9 protein-coding genes are annotated in these 13,710 nt (G+C 30.1%); all 9 read left to right on the top strand.

The features are described 5' to 3' along the window. The first annotated feature begins 38 nt into the window (after window positions 1–38). The 9 genes from eutH (at window position 39) to FYJ83_RS04780 (ending at window position 12,637) form a co-directional block, all read left to right on the top strand. A complete protein-coding gene (eutH, locus tag FYJ83_RS04820; protein ID WP_154439204.1) occupies window positions 39–1,121 on the top strand; it encodes an ethanolamine utilization protein EutH in 1,083 nt (360 codons plus the stop codon). Continuing rightward, window positions 1,111–2,889 carry an aminopeptidase P family protein gene (locus FYJ83_RS04815; protein WP_154439203.1) on the top strand — a complete coding sequence of 593 codons (1,779 nt, stop codon included), beginning with the start codon at window positions 1,111–1,113 and terminating at the stop codon, window positions 2,887–2,889. Before eutH ends, FYJ83_RS04815 begins: the two co-directional genes overlap by 11 nt. 165 nt (window positions 2,890–3,054) lie before the next feature. Continuing rightward, complete coding sequence (locus FYJ83_RS04810) at window positions 3,055–4,281, top strand: FprA family A-type flavoprotein (RefSeq protein ID WP_154439202.1); 1,227 nt, start codon at window positions 3,055–3,057, stop codon at window positions 4,279–4,281. Between the two features lie 134 nt (window positions 4,282–4,415). After that, window positions 4,416–6,293 (top strand): excinuclease ABC subunit UvrC, encoded by a 1,878-nt coding sequence (gene uvrC / locus FYJ83_RS04805; RefSeq protein WP_154439201.1) that lies wholly within the window; start codon window positions 4,416–4,418, stop codon window positions 6,291–6,293. Beyond that, on the top strand, window positions 6,294–6,485 hold the full coding sequence (locus tag FYJ83_RS04800; protein ID WP_154439200.1) for a PspC domain-containing protein: 192 nt from the start codon (window positions 6,294–6,296) through the stop codon (window positions 6,483–6,485). It abuts the gene before it with no gap. Between the two features lie 226 nt (window positions 6,486–6,711). Beyond that, window positions 6,712–10,236: a pyruvate:ferredoxin (flavodoxin) oxidoreductase gene (gene nifJ, locus FYJ83_RS04795; RefSeq protein ID WP_154439199.1), complete on the top strand. Its 3,525-nt coding sequence runs from the start codon at window positions 6,712–6,714 to the stop codon at window positions 10,234–10,236. 135 nt (window positions 10,237–10,371) lie between these two features. Then, window positions 10,372–10,728, top strand: coding sequence for a hypothetical protein (locus FYJ83_RS04790; RefSeq protein WP_154439198.1), 357 nt, complete (start codon window positions 10,372–10,374; stop codon window positions 10,726–10,728). 272 nt (window positions 10,729–11,000) lie between these two features. Beyond that, window positions 11,001–11,945, top strand: a complete 945-nt coding sequence (locus tag FYJ83_RS04785; protein WP_154439197.1) for an ABC transporter ATP-binding protein — start codon at window positions 11,001–11,003, stop codon at window positions 11,943–11,945. Then, on the top strand, window positions 11,942–12,637 hold the full coding sequence (locus FYJ83_RS04780) for an ABC transporter permease (protein WP_154439196.1): 696 nt from the start codon (window positions 11,942–11,944) through the stop codon (window positions 12,635–12,637). The genes FYJ83_RS04785 and FYJ83_RS04780 overlap by 4 nt, the downstream gene beginning before the upstream one ends. The last annotated feature ends 1,073 nt before the right edge of the window (window positions 12,638–13,710 follow it).

Below are 13,710 nucleotides of genomic sequence, written 5' to 3'. Positions count from 1 at the left end.
ATAATAAAATCATTATAATTTGAAATATGAGGTGAAAGATGATTTATATAATGGTTATCTTTTCCGCTATTGCTGGAATAGATAAAATATTAAATAATAGATTTGGGTTAGGAGAAAAGTTTGATGAAGGCTTTAAATCCTTAGGTGGATTAGCAGTATCTATAATAGGTATTTATAGTTTATCTCCAATTATTGCTAAGGCCCTTGTTCCAATACTTAATCCAATAGCAAATGTTTTAAATACAGATCCTTCTGTATTTATAGGAAGTTTACTGGCTCCAGACCTGGGAGGTTACAACACAAGTGTTGAAATAGCATTAAATAAATCAATAGGAGAATTTAATGGACTTATGCTTTCTTCTATGCTTGGAACTGTTATATCTTTTACCATACCTATTTCAGTGGAACTAATACCTAAAGAGGATTTTAACTACTTTGCTAAGGGTGTATTAGCAGGTATTATGACTATACCCATTGGAATGGTCGTTGCTGGAATCATGATGGGAATAGAATTTATTTACATTGTATTTAATTTGATTCCAGTTATAATATTTTCGGCTTTGATAATTATTGGGATATTTAAAATACCCAATACCATAGTTAGAATATTTAATGTAATAGGTAAAGTCATTATAGCCATTAGTACCTTTGGCTTAATTGTGTCTATTTTAAACTTTATGTTTGAAGTTGAAATAATAAATGGTTTAATCCCTTTAGAGGAAGGGGCAATATTAGTAGTAAAAATAGGAATTATATTATCAGGTGCCTATCCAATGTTTCATTTTATATCTAGAGCATTACAAAGATATTTAACTAAACTAGGAAGTAAACTTGAACTCGATGAATATTCTATACTTGGAATATTCAGCTCTTTAGCTCATAGCATTCCAATGTTAGGAATTTATGATAAAATGAATGAAAAAGGAAAGATAATAAATGCAGCCTTTGCTGTATCGGCTTCCTATGTTTTTGGGGGACAATTAGGATATATTTCATCAGTTTCTCCAGAAAATGTTAATGCCTACATAGTAAGTAAATTAGTGGCTGGTATATCTGCAGTTATAGTAGCCATTTTAATAATAAAATTAGAAAAGACTAGGGGGGTAAAAGATGGTAATTAATGAAAGAGTAAAGAAACTAAGAGAACTAATGAAAGATAAAGGTATTTCTGCATATATTGTGAACACAGGAGATCCACATCAATCTGAATATGTAGCAGACTATTATAAAGGAAGAGTATGGATATCAGGATTTACAGGTTCAGCTGGTATTGTGGTGATTACACAAAAGGAAGCAATTCTATGGACTGATGGTAGATACTTTGTTCAGGCAGAGAAAGAATTAAAAGGTTCAGAGTATAAGTTGTTTAAAATTGCAATACCAGGATTCCCAACTTATACAGAATGGTTAAGGGATAACTTAAATAATGGAGATACCATAGGGTTTGATGGTAAAGTATATTCACAATTTGCAGTTGAAAATTTAGAAAAAGAATTTAAAGGAAAAAATATTAAATTTATTGATGAATATGATTTAGTAGGAGAAATTTGGACTGATAGACCAAGTTTACCTACGGAAGAAGCTTTTATACATGAATTAAAATATACAGGTAAAACTGGGAAAGAAAAAATTGAAGAAGTAAGAGCCGAAATGAAGAAACAAGGTGCAGATTATTTTCTTATAGGAAGTTTAGATGACATAGCTTGGCTATATAACATTAGAGGAAGAGATGTATCAAATAATCCTGTAGTCATATCCTATGCACTAATTTCCACGGATAAATCTTATTTATTTACAGATAAAAGAAAGATAAGCAGTGAAGTTGAAGCTTTTCTAAAAGAAAACGGAGTAGAGATTGCTGAATATAATGAGGTTATTGATTATATAAGTAAAATAGATAAAAAGACAAATATTTATATTGATAAAAATAGAATAAACAGATGGTTATATAAGGCTATACCATCGGAATGTAATATAGTAGAAGGCACAGACATTACAACAAATTTAAAAGGTAGAAAAAACCCTACTGAAATTCAAAATCAAAAAAATGCTTATATTAAAGACGGAGTAGCTTTAGTTAAATTCTTATATTGGTTAGATAAAAATGTAGGAAATATTCAAGTTACTGAAGTATCAGCACAGGAAAAGTTATTAGAATTTAGAAAAGAGCAGGAAGGATTTATTGAACCAAGCTTTGGTACTATATCTGCTTACAAGGCAAATGCAGCTATGATGCACTATTCAGCCAATGAAAATTCAAATGCTGAAATAAAAAGAGAAGGATTATATCTAGTGGATTCAGGTGGACAATACTTTGATGGAACTACTGATATAACTAGAACTGTAGTAATGGGACCTATAACTGAAGAAGAAAAAAGAGATTTTACATTAACTTTAAAAGGCCATATAAACTTAGGAAATGCAAGATTCCTTTATGGTGCTACAGGACATAGCCTTGATGTATTGGCAAGATACCCATTATGGCAAGAAGGTATAGATTATAAATGTGGTACTGGCCATGGCATAGGGTTTTTATTAAATGTCCATGAAGGTCCTCATAGAATTGCACCAATTGTAAATACTGTAGTTCTTGAAAAAGGAATGGTAGTAAGTATAGAACCAGGAGTATATAAAGCTGGAAGTCATGGAATAAGAATAGAAAATATTGTAGTAGTAGATGAGGATATAAAAACAGATTCAGGTCAATTTATGAAATTTGAAACATTATCTTTTGTGCCAATAGATTTAGAAGGTGTAGATGTGGAGTTATTATCTGAAAAAGAAAGACTATGGTTAAATGAATATCATAAAGATGTATATAATAAACTTGAATCCTATTTAAGCCACGAAGAAAGAGAATGGCTAAAAAATGAAACTAGAAGTATATAGAGGCTAATAAATATATAAAACTGCTAAACAATATAATTAGCAGTTTTATATTGTAATATTCTGATTTGTTTTTATATCCAATATATGGGTAAATAAGAAATAGTTTAATATATATCAAGGTATGAAGATTAAGACAATAAAGGTAATAATGTAAGGGGGATGCAAATGAATGTAACAAAGGTTACTGAAGATATTTATCAGCTTTCAGTAAATGTGGAAAATATACTATTTGAAGGCTTGTGGGAAATACCTAATGGGGTTTCTGTAAATTCTTATATAATAAAAGGGGATAAAACAGCAATAGTAGATGGAGTATGTGGTTGGGATGGAGTACCAGAGTCTCTATTTAAACTTCTAGGTAAACTAGAGATAGACCCAAAATCCATAGAGTATCTTATAATAAATCATATGGAACCTGATCATTCAGGATGGATAGAAGATTTTAAAAAGATAAATAATGATTTTAAAATAGTTTGCAGTCAAAAATCTGCAGAGTTATTAGATGCCTTCTATAATCATAAAGAAAATATTACAATTGTAAAGGATAATGATACTTTAGATTTAGGTAAAGGTCATGTTTTAAAATTCGCAGAAATACCAAATGTTCATTGGCCAGATACCATAGTGACTTTTGACACATTAACAGGAACTTTATTTTCCTGTGATGCTTTTGGTTCTTTTGGAAAAGTTACAGATTCAAACTATGATGATTTATTAAAACCAGAAGAAATAGAGTTTTATGAAAGAGAAGCTGTTAGATATTATTCAAATATAGTTGGAGCTTTTTCTATGCCAACAAAAAAGGCCATTGAAAAATGTGCACCGTTGCCTATAAAAATCATAGCACCAGGTCATGGAATAGTATGGAGAAAAAATCCAAGTAAGATTATTGAAGATTATATTAGATATGTTTCTTATCAAAAAGGACCTGCAAAGGAAGAAATTACTATTATTTGGGGTTCTATGTACGGTATGACAGAAAAGGCAGTAAACTATGTAGCTGAATTGTTAGAAAAGGAAAGTATAAAAGTCAATTCACATCAAGTACCACAGGAGTCTTGGGGAACAGTACTAGCATCAGCTTGGAATTCAACGGGAATAATTCTTGCTATGCCAACTTATGAATATAAAATGTTTCCACCAATGGCAGCAGTTTTGGAAGAACTAGGAAAGAAAAAAGTTCAAGGGAGAAAAGCTTTTAGATTTGGTTCCTACGGATGGTCAGGTGGTGCTCAAAAAGAACTAGATGAAATAATGAGTAGATACTGTATGAACTGGGATTTTATAGAATCAGTTGAGTTTAAAGGAGCTCCTAGAGAGGAAGATTTACGGCTAATTGGAGATAGGGTTAAGGAGCTAGTTAAAATAGTAAAAGAATCAGTAAATAATTAATATGATTTAAAATGCGATACTACTAGTAGTATCGCATTTTAAATATCTAAATGCAAATAAATTTGGTATAATAAGAATATAGGTTCTAATTAACAATTTTAAATTTAAAATTGACATAAGCATGAGGTGATTTGATGTTTGATATAGAAGAAGAACTAAAAAAACTACCTGATAAACCAGGTGTTTATATAATGAAGGATAAAAACGAAGAGATAATTTATGTAGGAAAGGCTATTTCTCTTAGAAAAAGAGTAAGACAGTATTTCCAATCGGGAAAAAACAATCCACCTAAGGTAAATGCCATGGTTAAGCATATCTTTGAGTTTGAATATATTATGGTAGATAATGAAGTAGAGGCTTTAATATTAGAGGCTAATTTAATAAAGAAGCATAAACCTAAATATAATATTCTACTTAGAGATGATAAGCAATATCCTTATATTAAAGTAACGTTAAATGAAAAATATCCTAGAGTAATGAAGACCAGACAGGTATTAAAAGACGGAGGAAGATATTTTGGACCATATCCCAGTGTATATGCAGTAAATGATGTAATAGAAATTTTGAGAAATATATATCCTTTAAGAACTTGCAATCGTAATTTAAGTAGCTATACTAAAAAAACTAGACCTTGTTTGAATTTTTATATGGGAAGATGTTTAGGACCATGTCAAGGTGAAAATGTAAATGAAGAGCAATATATGGGAATGGTAAATGAAGTTCTCATGTATTTAAATGGCAAAGAAGATAAATTAATTGGAATAATTGAGGATAAGATGAAAGAGGCATCGAAGAACTTGGATTTTGAAGAAGCTGCAAAATATAGAGACCAAATTAATTCTTTAAATTTACTTCATGAAAAACAAAAGATAGAATCCACTACTAATTTAGTAGATCAAGATATAATAGGAATGGCTAGGGGTATAAAAGAAGTATGTATACAAATATTTTTTATTAGAAATGGAAAAATTGTAGGCAGAGAACATTTTATATTGGAAGATACCTTTGAAGAAGACAGAAAAGAAATTCTTAGTTCATTTATTAAACAATTTTATATTGGTGCTTCTTATATACCAAGAGAAATTATAATAGAAGAAGAAATTCAAGATATGGAAGCTATATCTAAATGGTTAGGAGAAAAGAAAGGAACTAAAATAAATATACTAATACCAAAGCGTGGTGATAAAGTTGGATTAATAGATATGGTTAGAAAAAATGCCTTAGATATGCTGAATAAATATGGTGATAGATTTTTAAAGAAAGCAATAGAAAACCAAAAAGCCTTAGAAGAATTGAAAAATACCTTAGGTATTAGTAACGATTTAAATAGAATTGAAGCCTTCGATATATCAAATATTAGTGGAGTGGAGTCTGTTGGTTCTATGGTAGTATTTGAAAAAGGAGAATCAAAAAAATCAGATTATAGAAGATTTAGAATCAGAACCATAGTTGGTGCAGATGATTATGGAAGTATGGAAGAAATCTTAACTAGACGATTTACTAGAGGTTTAGAAGAAAAACGACTAATGAATGAAAATAAAATAGAAGTAAAGGGATTTTCAAACTTTCCAGATTTGATAATGATGGACGGCGGAAAGGGACAGGTAAATGTGGCTATTAGAGTATTAACAAAATTAAACCTAGACATTCCAGTATGTGGACTAGTAAAAGATGATTTTCACAAGACAAGAGGAATAATATATAATAATAAAGAGATAAGTTTAAATGAAGATTCTCTAGGGTTTAAATTAATTTATAGGGTGCAAGAAGAAGCCCATAGATTTGCCATATCTTATCATAGATCATTAAGAACTAAAAAGATGTTTAAATCTGAGCTAGATGATATAAAGGGCATAGGAGAAAAAAGAAAAGTAGAGTTATTAAAACATTTTCAAAGTATAGAAAAAATAAAGAAGGCATCTATAGAAGAATTATCAGAAGTAAAAGGGATGAATAAATTAGCGGCAGAAGAATTGTATAATCATTTTAATAAGAAAAAGGAGGGCGAATAAATGAAACAATTATTTTTATCTAATACAGATAAGAAAATATGCGGAGTATGTGGAGGAATTGCTGAATATTTTGGAATAGATTCTACTCTAGTACGACTTGGATGGGTATTATTATCTATTTTTAGTGCAGGATTTCCTGGCATAATAGCATATATTATAGCATGTATGATAATTCCAAAAAGAAGTTTTTAAATTGTTAAGTTTTTTTAACTATTTCTGCAATTTAAGAGGATAGATATAGAATAACTATAAATCTATTCTCTTTAATTATGTATTCCAAAGATTGACTTTCTACCCAATATTTCATATACTTAAAGGGTAAGAAAATATGGTTATAAAGTATTGAAACACTTTTGATTAGCAAAGTGTTAATTTTTCAACAAACTTACTAGTTTTATAATAAAAAGGAGGTATACAAATGGCAAAAGTAATGAAGACTATGGATGGTAATACGGCTGCATCCCATGTAGCTTATGCTTTCACTGATGTAGCCGCAATTTATCCAATTACACCATCTTCAACAATGGCAGAATTAGTAGACGAATGGTCTGCTAATGGCAGTAAAAATATTTTTGGTCAAGAAGTATTAGTTAAAGAAATGCAATCTGAAGCAGGGGCAGCAGGAGCAGTTCATGGTTCTTTATCAGCAGGAGCATTAACTACTACATTTACAGCTTCACAAGGTCTACTACTTATGATTCCAAATATGTATAAAATGGCAGGAGAATTACTTCCAGCAGTGTTCCATGTTACTGCAAGAGCCCTAGCAGGACATGCTCTTAGTATATTTGGAGATCATCAAGATGTTATGGCAGCTAGACAAACGGGTTTTGCATTACTTGCTTCAGGTTCTGTTCAGGAAACAATGGATCTAGCAGGAGTTGCTCATCTTGCTGCTATAAAAGGAAGAGTGCCATTCTTACATTTCTTTGATGGATTTAGAACAAGTCATGAGATTCAAAAAATTGAAGTAATGGATTATAAGGATTTAGAAAAACTAGTTGATTACGATGCACTTAACGAATTTAGACAAAGAGCATTAAATCCAGAAAGACCGTATACAAAAGGTACTGCACAAAATCCTGATATTTATTTCCAAGCTGCAGAAGCTGCTAACCCATACTATGAAAAAGTAGTAGATGTTGTAGTGGAATATATGAACGAAATAAATAAAATAACTGGTAGAGATTATAAACCTTTCAACTACTATGGACATCCAGAAGCTGAAAGAGTAATAGTTGCTATGGGTTCAGTTACTGAAACTATAGAAGAGACTATTGATTACTTAATGGAAAAAGGTGAAAAAGTAGGGGTTATTAAGGTACATCTATATAGACCTTTCGCACCAGAATACTTCTTTGATGTATTACCTAAGACTGTAAAGAAAGTTGCAGTATTAGATAGAACTAAAGAAAAAGGTGCTGTTGCTGAACCACTACATTTAGATGTTAAAAACATATTCTATGATTCAGACATAAGACCAGTTATAGTTGGCGGAAGATATGGATTAGGTTCAAAAGATACTACTCCATCACAGATATTAACTGTGTATGAAAACTTAAACCAAGATAAACCAAAAGATAGATTTACTATAGGTATAGTTGATGATGTAACTAATCTATCATTAGATATAAAAGAAGTTATAAACACTGAACCAGAGGGAACAATTAAATGTAAATTCTGGGGATTTGGTTCTGACGGAACAGTTGGAGCAAATAAGCAAGCTATAAAGATTATCGGTGACGATACAGATATGTATGCACAAGGATATTTTGCATATGACAGTAAAAAATCAGGTGGAGTTACTATTTCTCATTTAAGATTTGGACATGAGCCTATAAAATCTACTTATTTAATTACTGATGCAGACTTTATATCATGCTCAAAGCAATCCTATGTATATCAATATGATTTATTAAAAGGACTAAAAGACGGCGGAACATTCCTTCTAAACTGTACATGGAATGAAGAAGAACTAGATTCACATCTACCAACATCAATGAAAAGATATATTGCAGAACACAATATTAACTTCTATACAATTGATGCAACTAAGATGGCAGTTGATATAGGACTAGGCGGAAGAATAAACATGATAATGCAGTCAGCTTTCTTTAAATTAGCTGAAGTATTACCATTAGAAGAGGCAGTTGCTCACTTAAAGAAATCCATAGTTGACGAATATGGTAATAAAGGTGAAGAAGTAGTTAAAATGAACTATGAAGCAGTAGATAAGGGAATTGATTCCTTAGTTAAAATAGATGTTCCAGCAACATGGAAAGACGCTGAAGCTGAAGTTGTAGAAGATAACAAAGACGTTCCGGAATTTATAGAAAAGGTTCTTAAACCAATGAATAGACAAGAAGGTGATGATTTACCTGTAAGTACTTTCGTTGGCAGAGAAGATGGTTCATTCCCACATGGAACATCAGCATATGAAAAACGTGGTATAGCAGTGGATGTGCCAAAATGGATACCAGAAAACTGTATTCAATGTAATCAATGTTCATATGTTTGTCCACATGCAGTTATTAGACCTATTCTTGTAAACGAAGAAGAGAAAAATAATGCACCAGAAACATTTGAAACATTAAAAGCTACAGGAAAAGGATTAGAAGAATATGGATTCAAGATTCAAATTAGTCCATTAGATTGTACAGGATGTGGAAACTGTGCTGATGTATGCCCAGCAAAACAAAAAGCTTTAGTTATGACACCATTTGAAGAAGAATATGAAGTAGAAGCTAAAAACTGGGAATATGCTATGACAGTTAAGGCTAAAACTGATGTAATGGATGAATTCAGTATAAAAGGCTCACAATTCCAAGAACCATTACTTCAATTCTCAGGAGCTTGTGCTGGTTGTGGAGAAACTCCATATGTAAAATTAATTACTCAATTATTTGGTGATAGAATGATGATTGCCAATGCTACAGGTTGTTCATCAATCTGGGGTGGTTCTGCACCATCTATGCCATATTGCAAGAATCAAGAAGGTAAAGGACCTTCATGGGCAAACTCATTATTTGAAGACAATGCTGAATACGGATATGGTATGGCAGTAGCTGTTAGCCAAATGAGAGATAAGTTAGAAGATTTAATGAAGGAATTTGTTGAATTAAATATAGATGAAGAATTAAATACTCATTTTAATGCTTGGATAGAAGGCAAGAAAGATGCAAAAGCTTCAAAGGCTGCCACTGGTATGATCCTACCAAGATTAAATAAAGAAGTAGATAACGCAAGAGGAAAAGAAATCCTTGCTGAAATCGAAGAGTTAAAGGACTATCTAATCAAGAGATCTATGTGGATATTTGGTGGAGATGGTTGGGCATATGACATAGGATTTGGAGGACTTGACCATGTTCTAGCTTCAGGAGAAGATATAAATATATTTGTTATGGATACTGAAGTATATTCAAATACTGGTGGTCAATCATCTAAAGCAACTCCAACAGCAGCAGTTGCGAAATTCGCAGCTTCTGGTAAGAGAGTAACTAAGAAAAACTTAGGTCTAATGATGACTTCCTATGGATATGTATATGTAGCTCAAGTAGCAATGGGTGCTAATATGAACCAATTAATGAAAGCACTTAAAGAAGCAGAATCCTATGACGGACCATCTATAGTTATAGCTTATGCACCATGTATCAACCATGGAATAAGAACTGGTATGGGTACAACAATTAAACAAGAGAAGAAAGCTGTAGATACAGGATACTGGCATTTATATAGATTTGACCCAAGATTAAAAGATGAAGGTAAAAATCCATTTGTTCTTGATTCTAAAGAACCAACAGAACCATTTATGGACTTCATCAACTCTGAGGTTAGATATACTTCATTAAGAAGAACATTCCCAGAGGTAGCAGATGAATTATTTGCTGCAGCTGAGAAAGATGCTAAGGATAGATACGAACAATATAAAAAAATGGCTGAATAATATATAACAGTAAAAAACAAGGTTGTGGGGACGCCCACAACCTTGTTTTTTTATATTGTAATGATTGTTAATATTATGATAATCTGGGGTATAGTGGTAATATTAAGTATAAATATAAAAACAGGGGTGATATTTATGCAAAGACGGGAAAAAAGAAAATTTATAAAGGAGGGTATAGTTGGATACATACAAAAAATAATAATTGCAGTTATTATAGTTCTTATGATTGCTTTTATAATAAGTTTGCTTACTGATGCAAATTTTAAAAAAGTATTAGGGTTTTCTGCCTTAATAACTTTGACTATTGGCATATTTTCTACTTATGGAAGCAATAGTGCTATTCGACAAAGTGGATATATATTTATAAGGGAACAATCAGGAGGGGCAAATGCAGCAAAACGTAATTTTGAACTGCGCAATGATAGCTATAGATTTTTCATATCCACGGGGATTACAGCAGGTATTTTATATATTATATATTTACTGATATAAAATGTGAATAGTAACAAAAAAGTCGAATTATGTCTAAAAAAATCGAACCAAATTCATTGACAAGGTTTTCTATAGATTAGTATAATAAAGCCAACTTTAATCATAATTTGGGCTATTTACATAGGAAAAGGATAATTACAAAAAAATAATGAAACTTTTCTAAGTATAGGAGGCGAGATAATGAGTCAATGGGGATATTTTGCAATATTTTTAACTATAGCAATTATAACTAAGGGGTATGGATATTATCTTAAAAAGAAAGGGAAAAATAAATGAATAAGATAGTACAGATTAAGAATGTACAGAAAAGATTTGGAGATAATATAGCTCTTGATAATATTAGTGTTGATTTCAATGAAGGATGTATACATGGATTACTAGGCCACAATGGAGCTGGAAAAACAACGTTAATAAGGATTATAGGAGGAATTTATAAGCAGGATAAGGGAGAAGTAGAGGTATTAGGGTTAAATCCAATTCATGATGGATATGAGCTTAGAAAAAACATAGGTGTCTTATCTGAAAATATGTGTATGTATGATAGATTAAGTATTTATGACAATTTAATGTTCTATGGAAAGCTTTATAATATAGAAAAAAAAGAATTAAAAAGCAGAATAGATAATTATCTTAAAATGTTTCAAATTTCAGAGTTTAAAAATAAGCTCATTAAAGATTGCTCTACAGGAATGAAAAAGAAGACAGGAATAATTAGGGCGATTATCAATGAACCAAAATTACTTTTATTAGATGAAGCTTCCAATGGATTAGACCCCATAAGTAAAGACGAATTTCATGGGCTTATTAAGGAATTAGTTAAAATAAAAAATATTTCTGTGGTCTTATGTAGTCATGATTTAGGAGAAGTGACGAAGTTATGTGAACATATCACTATAATAAAAAAAGGAAATGTTGTATATAGTGATAGTGTAAGCAGTTTATCCAGTAATAAAGAGTCTATAGGAATTAAAATAGATACTATTCAAGATTTATTTTCATTTAAAGAACAAATACAGAAGGAATTAAAAGATAATAAAATTGATTACACAAAGTTTAATAGGAACTCAATAGAGATGGAGATTCCCAGCTTAAATGATATAAATATGGTTATAAAGGTTCTTATAAATTATAATTTAAATATTATAAATGTGGAGCATAAAATATTTGATTTAAACAAAATTTATTTAGACAGCCATAGAGAGGAAAATGCAATATGATAAAGGCTATTGTAAAAAAAGAAATGAAAGAGTTATTAAAATCAAAAGAGTTTATTTCATATTATATAATGCTCATTATAGTCATAGGAATTATGATACCTATATCCTCAAAAGAGAGTATATTAAATAGGAACTGGTATGTAATGGGGTTTTTGTTTCAGATTATAGCCAGTGTTATTCCTTCTGGATTGACAGCAGACTCTTTTGCAGGAGAAAAGGAGCGAAAAACAATAGAAACTCTATTCAATTCTCCAGTACCATTGATATATATTTTTTTAGGAAAAGTAATATATATAGTCATTGTGACCTTAATTATTATGACTATAATTTTTGGAATAAGCTATATATTATTTATAATAATGAATTTTATAGAATATAAAAATCTGATTTTCAACTTTTATTCTTTTAAAGCCATATATTTTATATTTATCAATTCCTTAATAGTATGTTTTTTTACAACTTTTTTAGGAGTGTTGATTTCTCTGAGAAGTAAAACTGTAAAGGCAGCTAATCTATTTAATTATTTCATATCAATGCCTATAATAGCACCAGTTTTAGGAAAGCTATATACTGGAACTATGCCATGGTCTTTTATATTAATATATCAGCTGATTTTATTCATAGGCATTGGTCTATTATTAGTTATAATTAAAAACAAATTTAAAATACATTCTATACTGGAAAATATGTAGTTTAATGGTATTGTTTTAGTTTATTATAACTATACTTGAAATAACATCTAAAGAATTGAATTATACTTTTATAGATATACTAACATAAAGATTTTCAATATTAGTTTTCTAAATTATAAATATAAAATAGGCATATTTTTTATAAAAAATATGCCTATTTACTATTAACTATTAATACAATATTCAGAGATGTATGCAACAGAGATTATATCATTAATTTCTTTATAAAAGTAGTTGAATTTTATTATAAATTATATTTTCATATATCAATGAAAATATAGATTTAATATGATGGGAGACAATTTATGGAGAGACAAAGTAAAGCTATTAATAAAATTACTGAAGGAGTTGTTTGGAAACAACTGCTTATTTTTTTTATATTGTAACATATGACTAAATTGAATTTAAAGTTAACGAAAACAGATAGTTAGACAAAATTCGAGTTTCTTGCAAAACTTGTCTAACGAAATATGTTGATTTTGATATTACTGTATGTTTTAATGTATATTAATGAACCTTGCTGTACAACTAAAAAATTCTAATGGAAGATGGTATCACTCAATTGGATAGGTTACAATAAACTAGACAATAAAAATAAGGTTATGTAAACGATTAATAGAAAAAGGAGAGAGTTTATATGACAAAAAGAGAAAGAAGAACCTATACCTAAGAATTCAAAGATCAAATGGTAAAACTATACGAAAGTGGTAAGTCTAAGAATGATATTATATCTGAATATGACTTAACACCCACGAAGTACTTATTACTATGAATCAAAAGCTAAAGGGTCTGAAGATGAAATAACACCAAAAGTTATTGCTATATTTAAAGCAAGTAGAAATAACTAGGGCACAAGAAAAATCAAAGTCGAACTTAAAAAAGCAGGCTATGAAGTATCTAGAAGAAAAATAGATAGAATATGAAATAAAATGGCTTAGTATCAAACTATAAAGTTGCCCAGTACAAGCCTCCTGTGGATAAATGTAATAAATCAAAGATAATACGATATTAGAAATGCTTTTTAGTTTCAACACGATAAGTTTTTATCTAATAAATATTCAATATCAAATGCA

This window comes from Tissierella pigra (assembly GCF_009695605.1).
Taxonomy (GTDB): Bacteria; Bacillota; Clostridia; order Tissierellales; family Tissierellaceae; genus Tissierella; species Tissierella pigra.
Note: the sequence above shows the minus strand (reverse complement) of the source record. Positions and strands in the feature narration are given on the sequence as shown.

What these genes read in the sequence shown, in the direction of transcription:
- eutH (WP_154439204.1), top strand. Translation starts at nt 39, where the DNA reads ATGATTTATATAATGGTTATCTTTTCCGCTATTGCTGGAATAGATAAA.
- FYJ83_RS04815 (WP_154439203.1), top strand. Translation starts at nt 1,111, where the DNA reads ATGGTAATTAATGAAAGAGTAAAGAAACTAAGAGAACTAATGAAAGAT.
- FYJ83_RS04810 (WP_154439202.1), top strand. Translation starts at nt 3,055, where the DNA reads ATGAATGTAACAAAGGTTACTGAAGATATTTATCAGCTTTCAGTAAAT.
- uvrC (WP_154439201.1), top strand. Translation starts at nt 4,416, where the DNA reads ATGTTTGATATAGAAGAAGAACTAAAAAAACTACCTGATAAACCAGGT.
- FYJ83_RS04800 (WP_154439200.1), top strand. Translation starts at nt 6,294, where the DNA reads ATGAAACAATTATTTTTATCTAATACAGATAAGAAAATATGCGGAGTA.
- nifJ (WP_154439199.1), top strand. Translation starts at nt 6,712, where the DNA reads ATGGCAAAAGTAATGAAGACTATGGATGGTAATACGGCTGCATCCCAT.
- FYJ83_RS04790 (WP_154439198.1), top strand. Translation starts at nt 10,372, where the DNA reads ATGCAAAGACGGGAAAAAAGAAAATTTATAAAGGAGGGTATAGTTGGA.
- FYJ83_RS04785 (WP_154439197.1), top strand. Translation starts at nt 11,001, where the DNA reads ATGAATAAGATAGTACAGATTAAGAATGTACAGAAAAGATTTGGAGAT.
- FYJ83_RS04780 (WP_154439196.1), top strand. Translation starts at nt 11,942, where the DNA reads ATGATAAAGGCTATTGTAAAAAAAGAAATGAAAGAGTTATTAAAATCA.